Source organism: Sphingomonas changbaiensis NBRC 104936 (assembly GCF_000974765.1).
Classification (GTDB): domain Bacteria; phylum Pseudomonadota; class Alphaproteobacteria; order Sphingomonadales; family Sphingomonadaceae; genus Sphingomonas_B; species Sphingomonas_B changbaiensis.
The window spans coordinates 21,963-43,717 of the sequence record NZ_BBWU01000051.1; the positions used below are offsets into that span (position 1 = coordinate 21,963).

Here is a 21,755-nt window from a genome sequence, read left to right on the forward strand (position 1 = left end):
TCGCATATGCCCCTTCTCCTGACCGCCATCCTGCTCGGCATCGTCGAGGGGCTGACGGAGTTCCTGCCGGTCTCCTCCACCGGCCACCTGATCCTTGCGTCCGAACTGCTGGGCTACAAGGCCGAGACCTGGGCGACCTTCAACGTGGTCATCCAGCTGGGCGCGATCCTGGCGGTGATCGTGCTGTACTGGCGAACCTTCTGGGCGGTGGCGACGGGCCTGTTCCAGCGCGAGCCGACCAGCTGGCGCTTCCTCAGCAACCTGCTGCTTGCCTTCCTGCCGGCGGCGGTGATCGGCTTTCTGCTCCACAAGCAGGTCGAGGCGCTCCTCGGCAACGCGATCGTGGTCGCGGTCGCGCTGATCCTGGGCGGCATTGCGATCCTGGTGATCGAGGCCGCGGTGAAGCGCGCGACGATCGAGCCCGGCGTCGCCGCGATGCCCGCGAGCCGTGCGCTCGGCATCGGCGTGATCCAGTGCCTGGCGATGATCCCCGGCGTCAGCCGCTCCGGCGCGACGATCATGGGCGCGCTGGCGCTTGGCGTCGAACGGCGCACGGCAGCCGAGTTCAGCTTCTTCCTCGCGGTGCCGACGATGCTCGGCGCGACCACGCTGGAGGCGCTGAAGAACCGCGAGGCGCTGACCTCCGGGGCGGTCGATTGGGGGCTGGTCGGCGTCGGGTTCGTCGTCGCGTTCCTGGTCGCGATCGTGGTGATCCGCTGGTTCGTCGGCCTGATTTCGAAGCGGGGATTCGCGCCCTTCGCCTGGTATCGCATCATTGCCGGCAGCGCGGCGCTGGTCTGGCTCCTCGCCAGATAGGTCCGGAACCGGACCCATCTTCATCTTAGTTGATGCACCTAGACAGGAGCTTAGCCGCGGACGGTCCCCAATATAGTCAGCATTGCTGACATAACACCATTTTTCCACGTGACTCCCCTCTCCGGCCGCTGCGATATATCGGGCGAGGGAGGTGGCGATGGCCGAAAGCCCGATGCTGACATTCGTGGGAACGGCGCAGGCCTATCCGGCGAAGCGCCCGCCGGAACTGCGCGCCGAGGACTTTCATGAGATCGCCGGTCGCTATCCGCCGGCCGAGGCCGAGGCGCAGTCGGCGCGCTGTTCGCAGTGCGGCGTGCCCTATTGCTCCGTCCATTGTCCGCTCCACAACCACATCCCCGACTGGCTTCGCCTGACCGCGGAGGGGCGGCTGCAGGAAGCGTACGAGTTGTCGAACGCGACCTCGACGATGCCGGAGATCTGCGGCCGCATCTGCCCGCAGGATCGGCTGTGCGAAGGCAATTGCGTGATCGAATTCTCCGGCCACGGCGCGGTGACGATCGGCTCGGTCGAGAAATTCATCACCGATACCGCCTGGGAGGAAGGTTGGGTCGAGCCGCTGCGCCCGGGCCGCCCGACGGGCCAGTCGGTGGGCATCGTCGGCGCCGGCCCCGCCGGGCTGACCGCGGCCGAATATCTGCGCGCGGCGGGCCACGACGTGCACGTCTATGACCGGCACGACCGCGCCGGCGGGCTGCTCACCTATGGCATCCCCGGTTTCAAGCTGGAGAAGGAGGTGGTGATGCGCCGCATCGCTCGGCTGGAGGGTGGCGGCATCGTGTTCCATTTGGGCAGCGAGGTGGGCGGCGCCCTTCCCTTTGCCGATCTTCGCGCCCGCCACGACGCGCTGCTGATCGCGACCGGCGTGTATAAGCCGCGGGGGGTGAAGATACCGACTGTCATAGCCTTAAATCCTCCCCTGCAAGGGGAGGTGGCGCGCGAAGCGCGACGGAGGGGTGTCAGCGGCGGCAAATTATCTCCGGCCTGGACACCCCTCCACCAGCCTTCGGCTGGTCCCCCTCCCCTTTCAGGGGAGGATCTGGGCGGCACGCCTTCCGGCATCGTCGAAGCGCTCGATTATCTGATCGCGTCCAACCGCAAGGGCTTCGGCGACCGGGTGCCTGCGTTCGACAATGGCGCGCTGAACGCGGCGGGCAAGCGCGTCGTGGTGATCGGCGGCGGCGACACGGCGATGGATTGCGTACGCACGGCCGTTCGCCAGGGCGCCGCGTCGGTGAAGTGCCTCTATCGCCGCGACCGCGCCAACATGCCGGGATCGCAGCGCGAAGTCGCGCATGCGGAGGAAGAGGGCGTCGAATTCCTCTGGCTGTCCGCGCCCGAAGCCTTCGAGGCGGCGGCAAATGGCTGGGTCTCGGGCGTCCGCGCGACCCGCATGCGCCTCGGCGCGGCGGATGCGAGCGGCAGGCGGATGCCGGAGCCGGATGTGGCAGGCGGCTTCCGGCTGGATGCCGACCTCGTCATCAAGGCGCTCGGCTTCGATCCCGAAGAGCTTCCGGCGATGTTCGGCACGCCCGAGCTCGGCGTCACCCGCTGGGGCACGCTGCGGATCGATCACCAGAGCATGATGACATCGATCGACGGCGTGTTCGCGGCGGGCGACATCGTCCGCGGCGCGAGCCTCGTCGTCTGGGCGATCCGTGACGGGCGCGACGTGGCCGAGAAGATGCGCGCTTGGCTGAGGGGGCGCACGATTTCCTCAACCCGACGCGAAAGGATCGCGGCATGATCATCTCGTTACTCATTCTGCTGGCTCAGCCCGTGGCAGTGGCCCCCACGGCCGCGCCGGCGCAGATGGTCGATCAGGAGCGAGTGGCCGCCGCCCGACAGCTCATCGGGCTATTGAAGCTGGAAGACACTTATGATCGGATGTTTGCACAGCTGACGCCGATTTTCGGTCAAGCCGTGATCGGCATACTGCAGGCGGATCCCGCGACCAAGGCCGGATACGATCTTCTGATAAACCAGGGCGAGGGCGGCCAGGCCCGGCTAGTCGCGATCATTGCCGACGAGTTCATGAAGTCGATCCGGGCGCGTTATCCGCAACTGAAGGATCGGGCCGCCGTCGAATACGCACAGGCATTCACGCTGGCCGAACTCCGCGACATGATCGCTTTCTACAGCTCGGGGACGGGCGCAAAGGCGCTGACTATAATGCCCGAGCTGCAGAACCGCTTGACCGCGGCCGGCCGCGAAATCGGCCGCGCGGCCGGCGAAGAAGCGGGTCGCCGTGCGTTCGAACGCGCCGAAAAGGAGATGCTGCCAAGCAGGCAGCCAACCAAGTCATGATCGACGAGCGCGAACGCCTCGCCCGCGAGGGCATGTACCGGCCGGAATTCGAGTCGGACGCCTGCGGTGTCGGGCTGATCGCCGCAACCGACGGCCGACCCTCCCGCCGCGTCGTTTCTTCCGCCATCGATGCACTCAAGGCCGTGTGGCACCGGGGCGCGGTCGATGCGGACGGGAAGACCGGCGACGGCGCGGGGCTCCACCTCGACCTCCCCACCCGCTTCTTCGACGACGCGATCGAGGGCTCGGGTCACACGGTGCTGCCGAACCGGCTGGCGGTCGGCATGATCTTCCTGCCGCGCACGGACCTTGCCGCGCAGGAGACGTGCCGGACGATCGTCGAGGCGGAGGTAATCGACGCCGGCTACACCATCTATGGCTGGCGGCAGGTGCCGGTCGACATCTCCGTGATCGGCCAGAAGGCCCAGGCGACCCGGCCAGAGATCGAGCAGATCATGATCGCCGGCCCGCTTCCTGACGAGCAAAGCGCGGCCGAGTTCGAAAAAAATCTCTATCTCGTTCGCCGGCGGATCGAGAGACAAGTGATCGCGGCGCAGATTGCGGGCTTCTATGTCTGCTCGCTCTCCTGCCGGTCGATCGTGTACAAGGGCCTGTTCCTCGCGGAATCGCTCAGCCTTTTCTATCCTGACCTCACCGACGAGCGGTTCGAAAGCCGCGTCGCGATCTTCCACCAGCGCTATTCGACCAACACTTTCCCGCAATGGTGGCTGGCCCAGCCGTTCCGCTGTCTCGCCCATAATGGCGAGATCAACACGATCCGCGGCAACACGAACTGGATGAAGAGCCACGAGATCAAGATGGCGTCGCTTGCCTTCGGGGAAGCGTCCGAGGACATCAAGCCGGTGATCCCCGCCGGCGCATCGGACACCGCGGCGCTCGATGCGGTGTTCGAGGCGATCTGCCGATCCGGCCGCGACGCGCCCACCGCCAAGATCATGCTGGTGCCGGAAGCGTGGCACGCGGCGGACCTGCCCGACGAGCAGAAGGCGATGTACGCCTATCTCGCCTCGGTGATGGAGCCGTGGGACGGGCCGGCGGCGCTGGCGATGACCGACGGTCGCTGGGCGGTCGCGGGCATGGACCGCAACGCGCTCCGTCCCTTACGCTTCACCCAGACCATCGATGGCCTGCTGATCGTCGGCTCAGAGGCAGGCATGGTCGTGGTCCCCGAAGCGACCGTAATCCGCAAGGGACGGCTCGGCCCCGGCGAAATGATCGCCGTCGACCTCGATGCCGGCGAAGTGCTGGAGAACCGCGCGATCAAGGCGAGGATCGCGGCCGAGCATCCCTATCAGCAGATGATCGCCGGCTTTCGCCGCTTCGATGACCTGCCACTCCCGAGTGCTCCGGCGAAGGCCGGAGCGATGGGCGCAGGGCTCCGGCCTTCGCCGGAGCACAGCGGAGCGGCTATGGACCGCGCCGCGCTCGCGCGCCTGCAGGTCGCGGCCGGCCAGACGCTGGAAGACATGGAGCTGATCCTCTCGCCGATGGTCGAGGATGCGAAGGAAGCGGTCGGATCGATGGGCGACGATACGCCGCTCGCCGTCATTTCCGACCGGCCGCGGCTGATCAGCCAATTCTTCCGCCAGAATTTCAGCCAGGTCACCAACCCGCCGATCGATTCCCTGCGCGAAACGCAGGTCATGAGCCTCAAGACGCGGTTCGGGAACCTCGCCAACATCCTCGATGTCGAGGGCCAGGGCTCGAACGTGCTGGTCCTAGACTCGCCGGTGCTGAGCTGCGCGGACTGGGAGCGGCTGAAGGCCCATTTCGGCGCCCAAGCGGCGGTGATCGACTGCACCTATCCGGCCGAGGGCGGCCCCGAGCAGCTGCGCGCCGCGATCGCCGCCATCCGCGCCGAAGCCGAGCGCGCGGTGCGCGAAGGCAAGACCGAGCTGTTCCTGACCGACGAAGGCATCGGTCCGGACCGGATGGCGATCCAGATGATCCTCGCCGCCGCCGCGGTGCACACGCATCTGGTCCGCAAGGGGCTGCGCTCCTACGCGTCAGTGAACGTCCGCTCGGCCGAATGCCTGGACACGCATTATTTCGCGGTGCTGATCGGCGTCGGCGCGACGACGGTGAACGCTTGGGCAGCCGAGGCGTCGATCGCGGACCGGCACGCGCGCGGCCTGTTCGGCACGCGCACGCTCGAGGATTGCGTCGCCCGCTACAAGAAAGCGATCGGCGACGGGCTGCTGAAGATCATGTCGAAGATGGGGATCGCGGTGATCTCCAGCTATCGCGGCGGTTATAATTTCGAAGCCGTCGGGCTCAGCCGCGCGCTGGTCAATGACCTGTTCCCCAGCATGCCCGCCAAAATCTCGGGCGAAGGCTATGCGTCGCTGCACCTGAATGCCCAGATGCGGCACCAGGCGGCGTTCGACAGCGCGGTGACGACGCTGCCGATCGGCGGCTTCTATCGTCAGCGCCACGGCGGCGAGACGCACGCCTATTTCGCGCAGCTGATGCACCTGCTGCAGACGTCGGTCGCGACCGACAGCTATTCGACCTATCTGCAATTTTCGCGCGGCGTGCGCGATCTGCCGCCGGTCTATCTGCGCGACCTGCTCGAGTTCAACTTCGCGCCGCAGCCGGTGCCGATCGATCAGGTCGAGGCGATCACCGAAATCCGCAAGCGCTTCGTGACGCCCGGCATGAGCCTCGGCGCGCTCAGCCCCGAGGCGCACGAGACGCTGGCGATCGCGATGAACCGCATCGGCGCCAAGGCCGTCTCCGGCGAAGGCGGCGAGGACCCGTCGCGCTACAAGCCCCGCGCCAACGGCGACAATGCGAACTCGGTGATCAAGCAGATCGCCTCGGGCCGGTTCGGCGTCACTGCCGAATATCTGGGCGCGTGCGAGGAGATCGAGATCAAAATCGCCCAGGGCGCGAAGCCCGGCGAAGGCGGGCAGCTCCCCGGCTTCAAGGTCACCGACATGATCGCGCGGCTGCGCCACTCGACGCCCGGCGTGAGTCTGATCAGCCCGCCGCCGCACCACGACATCTACTCGATCGAGGATCTGGCGCAGCTGATCTACGACCTGAAGATGATCAACCCGCGCGCGCGTGTGTGCGTGAAGCTGGTGAGTTCCGCGGGGATCGGCACCGTCGCGGCGGGCGTCGCCAAGGCGCATGCGGACGTGATCCTCGTCTCCGGCCATGTCGGCGGGACGGGCGCCAGCCCGCAGACGAGCATCAAATATGCGGGCACGCCGTGGGAAATGGGCCTTTCCGAAGTCAACCAGACGTTGACGCTGAACGGCCTGCGCGGCCGCATCAAGCTCAGGACCGATGGCGGCCTCAAGACCGGGCGCGACATCGTCATCGCGGCGATCCTCGGCGCTGAGGAATATGGCATCGGCACCCTCAGCCTCGTCGCGATGGGCTGTATCATGGTGCGCCAGTGCCATTCGAACACCTGCCCGGTCGGCGTCTGCACGCAGGACGAGCGACTGCGATCCAAATTCACCGGCAGCCCGGAAAAGGTCATCAACCTGATGACCTTCATCGCCGAGGAAGTGCGCGAGATCCTGTCGCGGCTGGGCTTCCGCTCGCTCGACGAGGTGATCGGCCGCACCGAGTTGCTCCGCCAGGTCAGCCGCGGCGCCGAGCATCTCGACGATCTCGACCTGAATCCGATCCTCGCCAAGGTCGACGCCGAGGATTTCGAGCGGCGGTTCAGCCTCGCCACGTTCCGCAACGAAGTGCCGGACAGCCTCGACGCGCAGATGATCGCCGACGCGCGCGCCGTGTTCGATCGCGGCGAGCGGATGCAGCTGACCTATAATGTGCGCAACACGCACCGCGCCGTCGGCACGCGTCTTTCGGCCGAGATCGTGCAGCGCTTCGGCATGTCGGCGCTGGCTGACGGGCATGTGCATGTGCGGCTGCGCGGCTCCGCCGGCCAGTCATTGGGCGCGTTCCTGTGCAAGGGCGTACGGATCGAAGTGTTCGGCGACGCCAACGACTATGTCGGCAAGGGCCTGTCCGGCGGCACGATCATCCTCCGGCCGATGGTCAGCTCGCCGCTCGTCAGCCACGAGAACACGATCATCGGCAACACCGTCCTCTATGGCGCGACGGCAGGCAAATTGTTCGCGGCCGGCCAGGCGGGCGAGCGCTTCGCGGTCCGCAATTCGGGGGCGACTGTGGTCGTCGAAGGCTGCGGCGCCAATGGCTGCGAATACATGACCGGCGGCATGGCCGTGATCCTGGGCAGCGTCGGGCGGAACTTCGGCGCGGGCATGACCGGCGGCATGGCGTTCGTGCTGGATGAGGACGGGGGTTTCGAGCGCAGCGCCAACCCGGACAGCATCGTCTGGCAACGCCTCGCCTCGCGCCATTGGGAGACGAAGCTCCGCGCACTGATCGCCGAGCATGCCGAGGCAACCGACAGCAAATGGGCGCACGGCATCCTCGACGAATGGGACCGCTGGCGTGACCGCTTCTGGCAGGTTGTACCGAAGGAAATGCTGAGGCGGCTGGAGGTGCCTCTGTCGGATGAAGCGGAGCTCGTGGCGGCGGAGTGAAGTTGTCTCGCACGAAGGGCACAAAGGACACGAAGAGGTCACCCCGCCATTCCGGCGAAAGCCGGAATCCCGCTTCTTCTTACCTTTGTGCCCTTCGTGCCCTTCGTGCGAGACCATTCTTGCAATGCCGCCTGCCGAGGATTAGAACAAAACAGAAACGAGAGCGAGAGACGAGATGGCGACCGGCGGATGTCAGTGCGGAGGCGTGCGGTATGTGGCCGAGGGCGAGGTGCTGCACCACGCGATCTGCCATTGCTATGATTGCCGCCGTTCGTCCGGCGCGCCGATGGTCGGCTGGATCGCCTATAAGTCGGACGGCGTGAGCGTCACCAAGGGCGAGCCCAAGGTCCACGCCTCGTCCGACCACGGGCGGCGCCATTTCTGCCCGGATTGCGGGACGGGGCTATTCTATACCAATGACACCGTCCTGCCCGGCATCACCGACATCCAGAGCGCGACGCTCGACGATCCCGAGGCCGTGCCGCCGGCCGCCCAGATTCAATATGCGGAGCATCTGCGCTGGACGGAGAGACTGGACGAGCTGCCGAAGTTCGAGCGCTATCCGGGCTGAGCCGCGGGGCGCCGGAACGCCAGCCAGCCGGCGCCGCCGAACATCGCCAGCGCCCACCAGCCGCCGTCGGTCGCGAGCAGATAGGCGATGCCAAGCAGCGCAATCGCGCCGAGCACGGCGAGCGCGGCCTTGGGCGGAAGCACGCGACCGAGCAGCCACGCCCCAAGCAGCAGGGCGGCGGCTGCATTGACCGCAAGCCAGAGATACGAGGCATCGGCGCCGATCGAGCCGAGCCCCGGCAGCTTGATCGTCGCATATCCCCGCATCGCGTTGGGGAACATGTCGGCCGACAGATGCAGGCCGAGCCCGAGCGCCAGTCCCGCCGCAAGCGGCCACCAGCGGCGCCGCGCACAGGCGACCCCGACCGGAAACACGCTGTGCGTCAGCCCGCTGCGGTGGCCGAGGCCCAGCATCAGGTCCAGGTCCGGCAGCCGCGTCATTGCCCAGGCGGCGAGCACGGCCGTCAGCGCCGCCGCCCAGGGCCAGCGCGCGCCGAATGCCGTCACTCCGATCGCCAACGCGGTTATGAACAGGACAGTCAGCATCTTCCCCCCCGCCGCCTTCCTGCCTAACACGAACGACGATGTGGCAACTGTTCCAATTCCCGCTCTGCCCCTTTTCGCGCAAGGTCCGGCTGCTGCTGGGCGAAAAAGGCGTCGGCTATGATCTCGTCCGCGAGTCCCCCTGGGAACGGCGCGACGAATTCCTCGACATGAACCCCGCCGGCCGCACACCCGTGATGGTGGACGACAAGGGCACTGTCCTGATCGACAGCTGGGCGATCTGCGAGTTCTTCGAGGAGACCGTCAACAAGGCGCCGATGATCAACGGCACCGCGATCAACCGCGCCGAAATCCGGCGGCTGGTCGCGTGGTTCGACGAGCAATTCTTCGCGGACGTGGTCGCTCCCCTGATGCACGAGCGGATGAAAAAGCGCCTGATCGATCGCTTGAGCCCCGACGCGCGCGTGCTGCGCGAGGCGATGAAGCTGGCGCTCAACCACCTCGATTATACCGATTACCTGTTGGACCACCGCAATTGGCTCGGCGGCGCGACGATGAGCCTCGCCGACCTGACCGCCGCCGCGCACATCTCCGTCGCCGATTATCTGGGCGGCATCGACTGGCGCGGCCACGAGCAGACCAAGCGCTGGTATTCGGGCCTGAAGAGCCGCCCCAGCTTCCGGCCGCTGCTGAGCGAGCGCATGGAAGTGATCAGCCCGCCCCAGCATTACGACAAGGTGGATTTCTGACGGCACTCGCGACCGTCGCAACCGGTTTGGCCTGAGCTTGTCGAAAGCCTCCCTTCCCCTCTAGTGAGTTGGGGAAACAAGAAAGGGAGGGCTTCGACAAGCTCAGCCCAAACCGAGTGGGGGACAGCATGAGACTTTTTGGTCGCGGCCTGGCAATCGTCGGCGCCCTGCTCCTCATCCTCATCGCCATCTTCGCGATCAACACCGCCCGCCTCCGCCCCGAAAAGCTCGGCCAGCCCCTGCCCCCGCCGCCGGTCGACCAGGCTGCTGTGCAGCACCTTGCGCAGGCGATCCGTATCCCGACCGTTTCGACCGAAGCCGCCCCCGCGCCGGATGCGGTGCTCGATGCCTTCGCCGCGCACTTGGCCGCGAGCTACCCGCGCGTGCACGCCGCGCTGAAGAAGGAGGTCGTAGCCGGTCACAGCCTGCTCTTCACCTGGCCGGGCACGAACCCGAACGCCCCTGCCCTGCTGCTCGCCGCGCACCAGGACGTCGTACCGATCGAGGGCTCGAGCGCCAGCAAATGGACCCACCCGCCGTTCGCAGGGACCGTCGCGAACGGCTTCGTCTGGGGCCGCGGCACGATCGACGACAAGATGTCCGTGATCGCCATCCTCGAGGCCGCAGAGCGGCTGCTCGCGCGCGGTTATCGGCCTGAGCGGACCATCTATCTCGCCTTCGGGCATGACGAGGAGCGCGGCGGCACCGGGGCGAAAGCGATGGCTGCGCTCCTGAAGGCGCGCGGCGCAAAGATCGGCCTTGCACTCGACGAAGGCTATGCGGTGCTGGACGGCGTGCTCGCGGGCGTCAGCCGGCCCGTTGCCGTCGTCGGCATGGCAGAAAAAGGCTATGTCTCGGTCGAGCTGGATGCGAATGGCACCGGCGGCCATTCGTCGATGCCGACGCCCGACAATGCCGCCGTGCGCGTCGCCCGCGCGGTCGAGCGGCTGGCCGGCGATCCCTTCCCGGCGCGGGTGCAGGGCCTGACAGGCGACATGCTGACGTCGCTCGCGCCCTATATGGACCAGCCGCTGAAGACCGTGATCGCCAATCGCTGGCTGACCGAACCGCTGATCCGCCGTGAATTGCTGAAGAACCCGCGCACAGCGGCGGCGCTGCGCACGACGACGGCGCCGACGATCATCCAGGCCGGCACCAAGGACAATGTCCTGCCGCAGAGCGCCCGCGCTGTCGTCAATCACCGCATCCTGCCCGGCGACACCGTCGACAGCGTCGTCGCACGGGACCGCGACGTGGTCGACGATCCCCAGGTCATCGTCCGCGCGATCCCCGGCGGCCATGATCCGAGCAAGCCGGCCTCGACCGACAGCGCCGGGTTCAAGCAGCTCGCCGCGGCGATCCGCGCGACCTATCCGAACGTGCCGATCGCGCCGGGCCTGGTGCTGGGCGCCACCGACGGCCGCTCCTACGAACCGGTCGCGGCGGCGAGCCTCCGCTTCACGCCGATGACGATGCGCCCGGCCGACCTCGCCCGTTTCCACGGCAATGAAGAACGCATCGCGATCGACGACTTCATGCGCGCAATCGGGTTTTACGAGAGGCTGATCAGCGGGCGGTAGCGGCGCGCCCGCGCGAGACCGCCGAGCAAACCAAATCCGCCGATCATCATCGCCCATTCGGCCGGCTCGGGCACTGACGACACCAGGCTGCTCCGCAACTCGGCGATCGCCTGCTCGCCAAGCGCAGGATCCAGTTCGGTCGTCAGCGTGTGGAGCGCGTCGAGATAGCCGCCGCGATTGGTGAACATGCTGAGATTGCCGTAAACGACATAGCTGTGGCCCGGCTGCAGGAACAGCGGCCCGCCGGCGCAGGATTGGGTCGTGGCGCTGACATTGAACGCGCCGCCCACCGCGGCCGGCTGCGCCGACCCGAACGCGAGCAGCCCGTCGGTTCCGCAATCCAGCACCGGCCCGATGTTGATCGACCTGTCTGAAAAGTCGACATAGTCGCGCACGAACGCGCCAGTCTCGAAAATGCCGACATAAAAGGAGACGAACGCGCCGCCCGGCAGCAGCGGATTGTCAGGACTGGCGTTCGAGGCATCGACCGTCAGCGTGCTCTTCAGGCTGAACTGTTGGGGCGCCGCGCCGGTAAAGTTGTAGCTTGCGAAGCCCAGCGCGCTGCCATTCACGCGCGCATCGGTCGCAGCGGAAGAGACGGCATGGAGGATCGGCAGGTTGAGACCGTCGCCGGCCAGCTCTCCCCGGCCTTCGCCGAAGGAGCCATTCTGCGCGATGTCGCGCGTTTCGACATAGCCGGATGCCGCGCTTGCCTGCCACAGCCCGCCGGCTGTCGCGAACGGCCGCCGCAGCCGCCCGCCTGCACATTCGTCGGTGGGGCCCGCCCCGCCGCAATCGCGCAAGCTGGCCAGCGTCTGCACGCCGTAAAAGCCCGTCGCGGCCGGCGCGGAAGCCGGGATGGCGGCGGCAATGGCCGCTCCGGTCAACAGAATCCAACGCATGTCATTCTCCCCTTTCAACGAAGCTCCCGCCCGCCCCCTGGTCGGGCGGGAGCCGCCCTGTCAGGCACGCGATGCCTGGCAGGACTCACCCTTTGCTAACTCGTTGACAGGCTAGGGTATTCCGTTCGACCCGCCCATTAGGCCAGATGGCTTAGTCGCTGTCTCATTCCGATACGCGCGCAACCGCATCGACTCGGCTTGACAGCGGCGGCGCCGTTCCGAACACATGTTGCGGGGAAAAAGGGGTCAGCGTGGAAGCTGCGTGTCGCGTGCAGGTCCTCGTCAACGAAACGCGGACCGAGGTGAAGGGAAGCCTGGTCGCGCTGATCGGGCTCGCCTGTGTCACCGGATTCCTGGTTGTCGAGTATCGCGACGTGGCGCCTGGCGCCAGTCTGCGCGCCTGGGTGGCGGCAATGGGCGGACTGCTGACGAGCTGGCTGGCGGCATGGATCGACTTCGTGCTTCGTCCCCCGTCCGACGCCCAGATTCTGCGCTGGTGGATTCCGGGCGCAAAGGCCGGCATGACCATCTGCAATGTCGTGATCGCCGCCAGCGTCTGGCTGTTCATGCCGCCGGCCGGGCCGGAGCTGCGCGCGCTGATGATCATCCTCTACGCCTGGTATCTGGTGATCCAGTTCGTCGCCGCGACCGAGGCGACGCAAGTGCTTGCGGGCGCGGTCGTGCTGGTGCTCGGATCGTTGGTGACCTGGCTGCTGGTCGCGATGCCGCCCTATGCGCTGCCGCTGGCCTTTTTCCTTGCCCTGTTCGGCGGCACCTTGCTCGCTGTGCGCCGGTTCGTTCGCGCCGCGGTGGTCGAGGCGACGGCCGCGCGCGCCACGGTCGCGCGGGAACGCGATGCCAAGACGCACTTCATCCGCGCCGCCTCGCACGATCTGCAGCAGCCGCTCCAGGCAGCCGCATTGTTCCTGAACCAGGTAAAGCCGGGCGGCAAAGCGGCGGAGCAGGCGCCCGCCCTTGGCGCGCTGCGCCAGTCGCTGACGGCGGCGCGCGCGCTGGTGGCGGCGATGCTCGAACATCTGAAGCTCGAAGGCGGCGTTATCCGGCCCAGTCTTCAGGCGGTTCGCACCGGCGACGTATTCGATCGCGTGCTGCTCACGCAGCGGCCCAATGCAGCGGCGGCCGGTATCCAGATCCGCCTCGCCGGAATCGGCCATTGGATCATTGCCGATCCGGCGCTCCTGGCGCGCGCGCTCGAGAACCTGGTCGCGAACGCCGTCCGGCATTCCGGCGCCGGCAAAATCCTGATCGGCGCTCGCCGGAGAGACGATGCGGTCGAACTCTGGGTCGCCGACAACGGCCAGGGCATTGCGGCCGACGACCGGGAGCGCATCTTCAGCCCGTTCGAGCAGGGCGGCCGCGTCGGCGCCGAAGGCGGCTTCGGCCTCGGTCTCGCCTCGACCCGCAATCTTGTCGCGCTGATGGATGGGCAGTGCGGTCTCGCACCGGCCAGGGGCGGCGGCGCCGCGTTCTACATCCGGCTTCCCGCGGCGGCAGCGAGCGAGGGAGCCGAGCTGCCATGCGCTGCCTGATCGCCGACGATCACCCGCTGATGCGCCAGGCGCTGGCCGCGACCGTTCGCGGCGCATGGCCGGCGGTGCAGCTGCTGGAAGCGACCAATTTCCCGGAAGCCTGGACAATGGCGGCGCAGCAGCCCGACCTATGCCTACTCGATCTCGCCATGCCGGGGGCCGCGCCGGAGGAAGGCGTGCGCCGGTTTCGCGCGCTGGCGCCGCACACGCGCATCGTGGTCATGACCGGCCTTGAAGATGCGCGCCTTGCCGCACAGCTGGATCGGATCGGGATCGACTGCCTCGTCTCCAAACAGCTCGATCCCGAAGCGCTGCTCGCGGCGATCAAGGCAGCGATGGCCGGCCGGCCGATCGATGCTCCCTCGGCCGCGCGTCTCCCGCCACGCCAGCTGGAAGTGCTGCAGCTGATCGCGCACGGTATGACCAACAAGGAGATTGCCGTCCGGCTCGGCATCGCCCCTGCGACAGTCAAGGTCCATGTCGCGGCTCTGCTCGGCAATCTGGGCGCGTCCAACCGCGCCAAGGCCGTCGCCCAGGCCAGGAGCCGCGGCCTGGTCTAGGCGCCTAGGCGCGCCGCGCGGTGACGAGATAATTGAGCGAAAGATTCTCCCCCAGCACGAAGCCACGCGCCGGGCTGAAGCTGAGCCCCGTCGTGTCGAGCACTTCCAGCCCCGCCGCTTCGATATGCGCGCGCAGTTCGTCGGGCGTCAGAAACCGGTCCCAATCGTGGGTGCCGCGCGGGATCGCGCCCAGGCCTTCGCCCAGCGTGATCATCGCCAGCCGCGAGACGGGCGTGCGGTTGGGCGTCGACAGGATCAGCAGCCCGCCGGGCTTCAGCGCATCGGCGAGCCCGCGCACGAATGTCGCCGGATCCTCGACATGCTCGATCACCTCCAGCGATGTAATCAGATCGAACGGCTCCGCACCGAGCACATCGATGCTGCCGACGCGATAATCGATCGCGAGGCCCTGTCCCTCGGCATGGAGGCGCGCCGCGGCGATGTTCTCCGGCGCGGCATCGATGCCGACAACGTGCGCGCCGAGCCGCGCCAGCGGCTCGCACAGCAGGCCCGCGCCGCAGCCGACGTCCGCCGCGCTTTTTCCGGCCAGCGGCTTGCGGTCATGCTCGTCCAGCTCCCATTGGTGATCGAGCTGTTCGCGGACGTAACGCAGCCGCACCGGGTTCAGCCGGTGGAGCATTGCGGACGAACCCTTCGGATCCCACCAGTCCGCGGCGAGCTTTCCGAAATGCGCCGCTTCTTCGGGGCGGATGGTGTTCACTTCAGTCATCTCACGCTCCGGTTTGGGCTGAGCCTGTCGAAGCCCTCCCTTCCCCTTTCTACAGCCTTATCCAAAGAACAAGGGAGGCCTTCGACAAGCTCAGGCCAAACCGAGTTTAGGGCACCCCGAACTCGGGCTTTCTTGCCAAGCCAAAACCGCGCCCCTAAACGGCGCCTCTCTCGGAGGAACGCCCACGCTCATGGCCCGGATCGTGATGAAATTCGGCGGCACGTCGATGGCCGGGGTCGAGCGCATCCGCGCCGTCGCCGAACGGGTCAAGCGCGAGGTCGACGCCGGCAACCAGGTCGCGGTCGTCGTGTCGGCGATGGCCGGCGAAACCGACCGTCTCGTTGCCTTTTGCCGCGAAGTCTCGCCGCTGTATGACCCGCGCGAATATGACGTGGTTGTGGCCTCCGGCGAGCAGGTGACGAGCGGCCTTCTCGCGATCTCGCTGCAGGCGATCGGCGTGCCGGCGCGAAGCTGGATGGGCTGGCAATTGCCCATCCGAACCTCCGACGGCCACGGCTCCGCGCGCATTGCCGAGATCGACACGGCAACGCTCGATGCCGCACTCGCCGAAGGCAAGGTGGCCGTGATCCCCGGTTTCCAGGGCGTGGCGGCGGGAGAGCGGGTGACGACGCTCGGCCGCGGCGGCTCCGACACCTCGGCGGTCGCGGTGGCGGCGGCGATGAAGGCGGACCGCTGCGACATCTACACCGATGTCGACGGCGTCTACACGACCGACCCGCGCATCGTGCCGCGCGCGCGCAAGCTTCAGAAGATCACCTATGAGGAAATGCTCGAGCTCGCGAGCGTCGGCGCCAAGGTGCTGCAGACGCGTTCCGTGGGTCTCGCGATGAAAGAGAAGGTCCGGCTGCAGGTGCTGTCATCGTTCGACGATCGACCCGGCACCATGATCGTCGGCGACGAGGAAGTGGACAATATGGAACGCCAGCTCATCACCGGCATCGCGCACGACAAGAACGAAGCGAAGATCACGCTGACCGACGTGCCCGACCGCCCCGGCGCGGTCGCATCGATCTTCGCGCCCCTGGCGGACGGCAACATCAATGTAGACATGATCGTGCAGAACATCGCGCACGATACCGGCTCCACCGACGTCACTTTCACCGTGCCGAGCGTAGAACTCGCCCGTTCGCTCGACCTGCTGGACAAGGCGAAGGCGGCGATCGGCTTCACGCGCATGGTGCACGACACCAATGTCTCGAAGATCACGATCGTCGGCGTGGGCATGAAAAGCCACGCGGGTGTCGCCGCCAAAATGTTCAAGACGCTGGGCGATCGCGGCATCAACATCCAGGCGATCACCACGTCGGAGATCAAGGTCTCGGTGCTGATCGAGGAAGATTACACCGAGCTTGCCGTGCGCGTGCTGCACACGGCCTATGGCCTCGACGCGGAGCAGGTGGCCGCCTGATACGTTCCCCTCCCGCTTGCGGGAGGGGCTAGGGGTGGGCATGGGCGTAAACATGGCAACTGCACTGGAAGAACAAGATCCCACCCCCGACCCCTCCCGCGAGCGGGAGGGGAGTGAGAAGCTGAAGGCGCTGATGCATCGCGGGGCCGAGTTCCTCGGCTGCGAGGTCGCGATCCTGGGCGGGGCGATGTCGTGGGTGAGCGAGCGCAACCTGGTTGCGGCGATCTCCAACGCCGGCGGCTTCGGCGTGATCGCCTGTGGCGCGATGACGCCCGAGTTGCTGGATGCCGAGATTGCGGGCACCAAAGCGCTCACGTCGAGACCATTCGGGGTCAACCTGATCACGATGCACCCGCAGCTGTTCGACCTGATCGAGGTCTGCGCGAAGCATGAGGTCGGCCATATCGTTCTTGCAGGCGGGCTGCCGCCGGCCGGAAGCCTGGACGCGATCAAGGGCCGCGGCGCCAAGCTGATCTGCTTCGCCCCGGCGCTGAGCCTGGCGAAGAAGCTGATCCGCTCCGGCGTCGACGCGCTGGTGATCGAGGGCATGGAGGCCGGCGGCCATATCGGCCCGGTCTCGACCTCGGTGCTGGCGCAGGAAATCCTGCCCGAAGTCGCAGAGCAAGTGCCGGTGTTCGTCGCCGGCGGGATCGGCCGCGGCGAGCTGATCGCCGGCTATCTCGAAATGGGCGCGTCGGGCGTGCAGCTCGGCACCCGCTTCGTCTGCGCGACCGAGAGCATCGCCCATCCGAACTTCAAGAAGGCGTTCATCCGCGCCTCCGCCCGCGACGCCGTCGCCAGCGTTCAGGTCGATGCACGCCTGCCGGTGATCCCCGTCCGCGCGCTCAAGAATGCCGGCACTGAGCTGTTCACCGCCAAGCAGCGCGAGGTCGCCCAAGCCCTCGACGAAGGCAAGGTCGCGATGGCCGAGGCGCAGCTGCAGATCGAGCATTACTGGGCCGGCGCGCTGCGCCGCGCGGTGATAGACGGCGACGTCGAGCACGGCTCGCTGATGGCCGGCCAGTCGGTCGGCATGGTCAGGAACGAGGAGCCGGTCGCCGGAATTATCACCGAGCTGATGGACGAAGCGGCACAGGCGCTCAGCCGCCGGGCGGCCTGAGCTTTCCACAATCCGTTCGTTTCGAGCGAAGTCGAGAAACCGCAGTCTCCGTGCTACACGCTTCTCGACTTCGCTCGAAGCGAACGGAGGAGAGTGTCTTATGCCGAGGGCAGTCTGGAACGGCACGACCATCGCCGACAGCGACGACACCGTGGCCGTCGAGGGGAATCACTATTTCCCGCGCCAGTCCGTCGACGCGTCGGCGTTGCGTCGCAGCGACACCCACACGACCTGCCCGTGGAAGGGGCTCGCCAGCTATTACACGCTCGCGGTGAACGGCGCCGAGAACAGGGATGCGGCCTGGTACTACCCCGATCCCAAGCCCGCCGCCGCCGAGGTCAAGGATCGCATTGCGTTCTGGAAAGGCGTGCGGGTCGAATAGCGCTCTCTGGCGTTCATGCTCCACCTGTCGACGTGATCGCGGCAACCGGTCGCGCTGTTACGCGTTGCGCTCGCGTTACAATGGAGATGAAAATGAGAAACAAGCTGGCTTTAGCGACCCTTGCGGTCCTCGTGTCCGCGCCCACCATCATGCCCGAACCGGCGTTGGCGCGCACGCATCACTATAATCGTCATCACGTGTATCGCGGCCAGACCGCCTATTATCGTCATCGCTGCAGCGGCGGCAACGGCGCGGTCGGCACGATCGCAGGCGGCGCCGGCGGCGCACTGATCGGCAACGCGCTGGGCGGCGGCACGGTCGGCACGATCGCCGGCGGCGTCGGCGGCGCGCTGCTCGGCCGGCACCTGGACAAGAAGCATACCCGGCACCGCAACGGCTGCTGACCGCAACTTCGTTCGGGCGGATCGGTCGAGGTCCGCCCGAACCAGATCAGTGGAGCGGTTCGCCCGAGATCGTGATCCGGTGCATCAGCCGGCGATGGCCCTGATAGTCGTTCATCGCATAATGCCAGGTCGACCGATTGTCCCAGATCGCGAGAGATCCCGGCGACCATTGGATGCGGCAATGGAATTCCTCCCGCATCCCGACGCCATACAGATAGGCAAGGAGCGGCATGCTCTCCTCCCGCGTCCAGCCCTCGAAATGCAGCGTGAAGGCCGGATTGACGTAAAGGATTTCGCGCCCGGTCACCGGGTGGCGAATGACGGCAGGGTGGACGGCGCGCGTATGCACCTCGTGCCCCTTCAGGTCGGCGGCCTGATCGGTCTTCGCATATACCCCGTCATGGCTGTAGATGTGATCGGCCGAGTGCACCGCACGCAGCCCGCGCAACATGTCCTTCAGCCCTGAACTCAGGGATTCGAACGCCGCTGCCATCCCGGAGAACAACGTGTCGCCTCCATGGGGCGGCGTCTCGCGGGCCAGCAGCACGGACCCCATCGCCGGCACCTGGTCATAGCTGTGATCGGTGTGCCAGCCGCCGCCGATATTCGTCGTCTGCGTCTCGCTCTTGCGCACCTCGGCGATTTCCGGATGGCCGCCATTGGCCGGGAAATAATTGTTGATGTCGATGCTGCCCCAGCGCCGGGCGAACGCGATATGCTGCTCGGGCGATAATTGCTGATCGCGGACGAAGACGACGCCGTGTTCGGCGAGCGCGGCCTTCATCGCCTCCAGCTCCTCGTTGTCCAGGCGATTGAGGTCGATGCCCATCGCCTCCATCCCGACATGCTTGCCCAGCGGCCGCAGTTCCAGCGTCATGCTGTCCTCCCTGACTGTTCGCAGTTGTAGCGGCTGGCGCGATGGTTAAATATCACCAGGGTGACATTTGATCCTCTCTCCGTCCTTCGCCGCAATCCGTGGTTCGCGCGCCGCGCGCCGGCACTGCAGGAGCGGCTTTGCGCCGAGGGCCTAGTCGTGCGGCTGGAGCCAGGCCAATGGGTCTATAGCGAGGGCGATCCGGACACCGGCCTGTGCGCCGTGCTGGACGGCGCATTGCGGCTCGAAGTCGCAGTGGATGCGGATCGGGACGTGCTGATCGGACTTGCCCAGGCACCGGCGATCCTGGGACAGAGCCGCCGGCGCGGCGGCGGCCCGCGCATCGTGACGACCCGGGCGCAGGGGATAGCTACGATTCTGACCATCTCCGACGCCGCGCTCGACCGCATCGCCGTCGCCCACCCGGATGTGTGGAAGGACGTCAGCGAGCTGGTTTACGGGGAGCTGGACACGATCGTCCACTTCGCCGCGCAATTGCTCCTCCTGCGCCCCCGCGCGCGCATCGCAGCGCGCCTGTTGCAGCTGGCAAGCGATGACCGGGTGCTCGCGCGTCAGTCTGACCTTGCGGAAATGTGCGGCCTCACGCGCAAGGCCATGAACGATCACCTCGCCAGGCTGGAGGCGGACGGGCTGATCCAGCGCGGCTATGGGGCGGTCAGGCTCCTCTCTGCCGCTGGCCTGACAAGGATCGCGCGCGGTTTGAGCTAGCGAGCGCGGCGACCGGGCTTACACGCCCATCAAACGCGGAGCGGTCGAGTGCCACCACTGCGTCTCCCACAGGCCGTGGACGGCGATCGCGAAGGGCAGGTTGACCGCGAACCAGATCGAATAGGCCCGATGGACGCGCCCGTTGCGGACCAGGTCCCACACGAACATCGGCGCGATGGCGACGAGCACATACAGGTCGGTCGAGATGGCGCTGGTCGGCAGCGTGGTCGGCAGCAGCCAGCTCAACCGATCGATCGCCGCCGGCAGCGGCACGGCCGTCGCCAGGATCATCATCCGCTTGTGAAGGCCCGCGTCGCTCCGCCGCGCCCACAGGCCGATCACCATAAACAACGGGAACAGGACGCCGATCCGCAGCTGCATCAGCAGAATATCGTCGAGAATCAGGACGAGCTGCCGGAGGCTCTGCCCCGCATCGCCAGACGCCGTCCGCGCCGCTGCCCATACCCAGTGATAGTTGCCGACAGCGAGCATGAACCCGACCACGACGATCGCCGGCACCAGCGCGAAGGCGGTGACGCCAAGCGTGCGGTGGAGCTTGCGCTTCCCTGTCGCCACCAGCGCCGTCTGCGCGAGCAGAAGCAGCAGGAACGACGCCATCAGCACGGCGTGCACGTGCAGGATGATGTGGAAAGGCGGCCGCTCGCCGGCCTTCACCGCTGCGATCTTCGCAAGGGAATCAGGAATGAACCCGCCCAGCGTGATCGCGATGAAGAGCGCCGCCATGAAGACGTAGACCCAGCGGTCGATCGCCCGGCCAATCGAGGTGCCGGCCTGGTTCCGGCCGGCAAGTCCAATGGTATTCGCAATGGTCGCCACAGAAAATCTCCCGCTAGCGACCCGTTTTGGCGCGCCCTAGCGTGATCGATTCCGAACGCGATGATCAGGCGACCGATATGCGGATTTCGTCGACGGACCCGTTCAAGGCAGCAGCAGCGAGGCGTCGCCATAGCTATAGAAGCGGTAGCCGCCGGCGATCGCATGCTCGTACGCCGCCAGCATCCGTTCGCGGCCCATCAGCGCCGAGACCAGCATGAACAGGGTCGACTTCGGCAGATGAAAATTGGTCATCAGCCCGTCGATCGCGCGGAAGCGGTAGCCGGGGGTGATGAAGATCGCGGTGTCGCCCTCGAACGGCTGGATGCAGCCATCTTCCGTGGCGGCGCTTTCCAGCAGGCGAAGGCTCGTGGTGCCGACGGCGATGACGCGGCCACCCCGCGCGCGCACCGCATTCAGACGATCGGCGGTGGCGACGTCGATGCGACCCCATTCCGCGTGCATCTGATGGTCGGCCGTGTCTTCGGCCTTGACGGGCAGGAACGTGCCGGCGCCGACATGCAGCGTGAGCGTTTCATGGCCGACACCTGCATCTGCGAGCGCAGCCATCAGCGCGGGCGTGAAGTGCAGAGCCGCTGTCGGTGCCGCTACCGCGCCTTCCTCGCGGGCAAACATCGTCTGGTAATCGGCGCGGTCCCGCTCGTCCGCTTCGCGCTTGCTCGCGATATACGGTGGCAGCGGCATGCGGCCGGCGCGCTCCAGCAGAAGCTCGACCGGCTCGTCGCCCAGGAAGCGGAGCAGGATGCTGCCGTCGGCATTGCGCGCCTCGACGACGGCCTGGACCTGGGCGGGAAAGTCGATCGTGTCGCCGATCCGCAGCCGTTTCGCGTTGCGCACGAAGGCATGCCAGCGCCGCAGATCGGCACGCTTGTGGAGCGTGGCGCCGATCCGGGCGTCGCCGCGCTGCCCTTCGAGCTGCGCCGGGATGACCCGCGTATCGTTGAAAACGAGGCAGTCGCCGGGCCGAAGCAGCGTCGGCAAGTCGCGAACAATGTGGTCGGCGGTACGATCGCCGTCGAGCAGCAGCAGCTTCGCGCTGTCCCGCGGCTCGGCGGGACGGAGCGCGATGCGGTCCGGCGGCAGGTCGAAATCGAAAAGATCGACCTTCATGGTGCGATCCTGG

Annotated in this window: 20 protein-coding genes; 14 read left to right on the forward strand and 6 right to left on the reverse strand. The window is 66.9% G+C overall.

Annotated features, from left to right (window positions below; genetic code table 11):
- Positions 1–6: 6 nt before the first annotated feature.
- From SCH01S_RS14125 to SCH01S_RS14145, 5 genes are all read left to right on the forward strand, one after another.
- A complete protein-coding gene (locus tag SCH01S_RS14125) occupies positions 7–816 on the forward strand; it encodes an undecaprenyl-diphosphate phosphatase (protein WP_046349473.1) in 810 nt (269 codons plus the stop codon).
- A 157-nt stretch (positions 817–973) separates the two neighbouring features.
- The gene (locus SCH01S_RS14130) at positions 974–2,581 is read left to right on the forward strand and encodes an NAD(P)-dependent oxidoreductase (RefSeq protein WP_046349474.1); all 1,608 of its coding nucleotides are present in this window, start codon (positions 974–976) and stop codon (positions 2,579–2,581) included.
- The gene (locus SCH01S_RS14135) at positions 2,578–3,141 is read left to right on the forward strand and encodes a DUF2059 domain-containing protein (RefSeq protein WP_046349475.1); all 564 of its coding nucleotides are present in this window, start codon (positions 2,578–2,580) and stop codon (positions 3,139–3,141) included. Before SCH01S_RS14130 ends, SCH01S_RS14135 begins: the two co-directional genes overlap by 4 nt.
- Positions 3,138–7,694 (forward strand): glutamate synthase large subunit, encoded by a 4,557-nt coding sequence (gltB, locus tag SCH01S_RS14140; RefSeq protein ID WP_046349476.1) that lies wholly within the window; start codon positions 3,138–3,140, stop codon positions 7,692–7,694. Before SCH01S_RS14135 ends, gltB begins: the two co-directional genes overlap by 4 nt.
- A 175-nt stretch (positions 7,695–7,869) precedes the next feature.
- Positions 7,870–8,265 carry a GFA family protein gene (locus SCH01S_RS14145; protein WP_046349477.1) on the forward strand — a complete coding sequence of 132 codons (396 nt, stop codon included), beginning with the start codon at positions 7,870–7,872 and terminating at the stop codon, positions 8,263–8,265.
- Here the strand turns inward: SCH01S_RS14145 and SCH01S_RS14150 are convergent.
- Positions 8,253–8,810, reverse strand: coding sequence for a hypothetical protein (locus SCH01S_RS14150; RefSeq protein WP_046349478.1), 558 nt, complete (start codon positions 8,808–8,810; stop codon positions 8,253–8,255). The two genes, SCH01S_RS14145 and SCH01S_RS14150, sit on opposite strands and share 13 nt — an antisense overlap.
- Before the next feature lie 38 nt (positions 8,811–8,848).
- Between SCH01S_RS14150 and SCH01S_RS14155 the strand changes: the two genes are divergently transcribed.
- Together SCH01S_RS14155 and SCH01S_RS14160 are read left to right on the forward strand one after the other, a co-directional pair.
- Positions 8,849–9,517: a glutathione S-transferase family protein gene (locus SCH01S_RS14155; RefSeq protein ID WP_046349479.1), complete on the forward strand. Its 669-nt coding sequence runs from the start codon at positions 8,849–8,851 to the stop codon at positions 9,515–9,517.
- Positions 9,518–9,645: 128 nt separating this feature from the next.
- Positions 9,646–11,097, forward strand: a complete 1,452-nt coding sequence (locus tag SCH01S_RS14160) for a M20 family peptidase (protein WP_046349480.1) — start codon at positions 9,646–9,648, stop codon at positions 11,095–11,097.
- Here SCH01S_RS14160 and SCH01S_RS17285 read toward each other — a convergent pair.
- Positions 11,070–11,999, reverse strand: a complete 930-nt coding sequence (locus SCH01S_RS17285) for a PEPxxWA-CTERM sorting domain-containing protein (protein WP_046349481.1) — start codon at positions 11,997–11,999, stop codon at positions 11,070–11,072. The genes SCH01S_RS14160 and SCH01S_RS17285 overlap by 28 nt on opposite strands.
- A 251-nt stretch (positions 12,000–12,250) precedes the next feature.
- On the opposite strand from SCH01S_RS17285, the gene SCH01S_RS14170 reads away from it, so the two are divergent.
- Positions 12,251–13,549 carry a sensor histidine kinase gene (locus SCH01S_RS14170; protein ID WP_046349482.1) on the forward strand — a complete coding sequence of 433 codons (1,299 nt, stop codon included), beginning with the start codon at positions 12,251–12,253 and terminating at the stop codon, positions 13,547–13,549.
- Entirely contained in the window at positions 13,537–14,109 is a 573-nt protein-coding gene (locus SCH01S_RS14175) for a response regulator (protein ID WP_046349483.1), read from the forward strand. The genes SCH01S_RS14170 and SCH01S_RS14175 overlap by 13 nt, the downstream gene beginning before the upstream one ends.
- Before the next feature lie 4 nt (positions 14,110–14,113).
- On the opposite strand, the gene ubiG is transcribed toward SCH01S_RS14175, so the two are convergent.
- The gene (gene ubiG / locus SCH01S_RS14180; protein ID WP_046349484.1) at positions 14,114–14,839 is read right to left on the reverse strand and encodes a bifunctional 2-polyprenyl-6-hydroxyphenol methylase/3-demethylubiquinol 3-O-methyltransferase UbiG; all 726 of its coding nucleotides are present in this window, start codon (positions 14,837–14,839) and stop codon (positions 14,114–14,116) included.
- 190 nt (positions 14,840–15,029) lie between these two features.
- Here ubiG and SCH01S_RS14185 point away from each other — a divergent pair, with 190 nt between their 5' ends.
- From SCH01S_RS14185 to SCH01S_RS14200, 4 genes are all read left to right on the forward strand, one after another.
- Complete coding sequence (locus SCH01S_RS14185) at positions 15,030–16,268, forward strand: aspartate kinase (RefSeq protein ID WP_046349485.1); 1,239 nt, start codon at positions 15,030–15,032, stop codon at positions 16,266–16,268.
- A 133-nt stretch (positions 16,269–16,401) separates the two neighbouring features.
- On the forward strand, positions 16,402–17,388 hold the full coding sequence (locus SCH01S_RS14190) for an NAD(P)H-dependent flavin oxidoreductase (protein ID WP_046349582.1): 987 nt from the start codon (positions 16,402–16,404) through the stop codon (positions 17,386–17,388).
- Between the two features lie 100 nt (positions 17,389–17,488).
- On the forward strand, positions 17,489–17,770 hold the full coding sequence (locus SCH01S_RS14195; RefSeq protein ID WP_046349486.1) for a DUF427 domain-containing protein: 282 nt from the start codon (positions 17,489–17,491) through the stop codon (positions 17,768–17,770).
- A 92-nt stretch (positions 17,771–17,862) separates the two neighbouring features.
- Positions 17,863–18,174 (forward strand): hypothetical protein, encoded by a 312-nt coding sequence (locus SCH01S_RS14200; RefSeq protein ID WP_046349583.1) that lies wholly within the window; start codon positions 17,863–17,865, stop codon positions 18,172–18,174.
- Positions 18,175–18,220: 46 nt separating this feature from the next.
- Here SCH01S_RS14200 and SCH01S_RS14205 read toward each other — a convergent pair whose 3' ends face one another.
- A complete protein-coding gene (locus tag SCH01S_RS14205; RefSeq protein WP_046349487.1) occupies positions 18,221–19,051 on the reverse strand; it encodes a TauD/TfdA dioxygenase family protein in 831 nt (276 codons plus the stop codon).
- Between the two features lie 60 nt (positions 19,052–19,111).
- Between SCH01S_RS14205 and SCH01S_RS14210 the strand changes: the two genes are divergently transcribed.
- Positions 19,112–19,777, forward strand: a complete 666-nt coding sequence (locus SCH01S_RS14210) for a Crp/Fnr family transcriptional regulator (protein ID WP_084689591.1) — start codon at positions 19,112–19,114, stop codon at positions 19,775–19,777.
- Between the two features lie 18 nt (positions 19,778–19,795).
- Here the strand turns inward: SCH01S_RS14210 and SCH01S_RS14215 are convergent, their stop codons facing one another.
- Together SCH01S_RS14215 and queA are read right to left on the reverse strand one after the other, a co-directional pair.
- Entirely contained in the window at positions 19,796–20,614 is an 819-nt protein-coding gene (locus SCH01S_RS14215) for a hypothetical protein (protein WP_217995439.1), read from the reverse strand.
- A 102-nt stretch (positions 20,615–20,716) separates the two neighbouring features.
- Positions 20,717–21,742 (reverse strand): tRNA preQ1(34) S-adenosylmethionine ribosyltransferase-isomerase QueA, encoded by a 1,026-nt coding sequence (gene queA, locus SCH01S_RS14220; protein WP_046349488.1) that lies wholly within the window; start codon positions 21,740–21,742, stop codon positions 20,717–20,719.
- Positions 21,743–21,755: the final 13 nt, after the last annotated feature.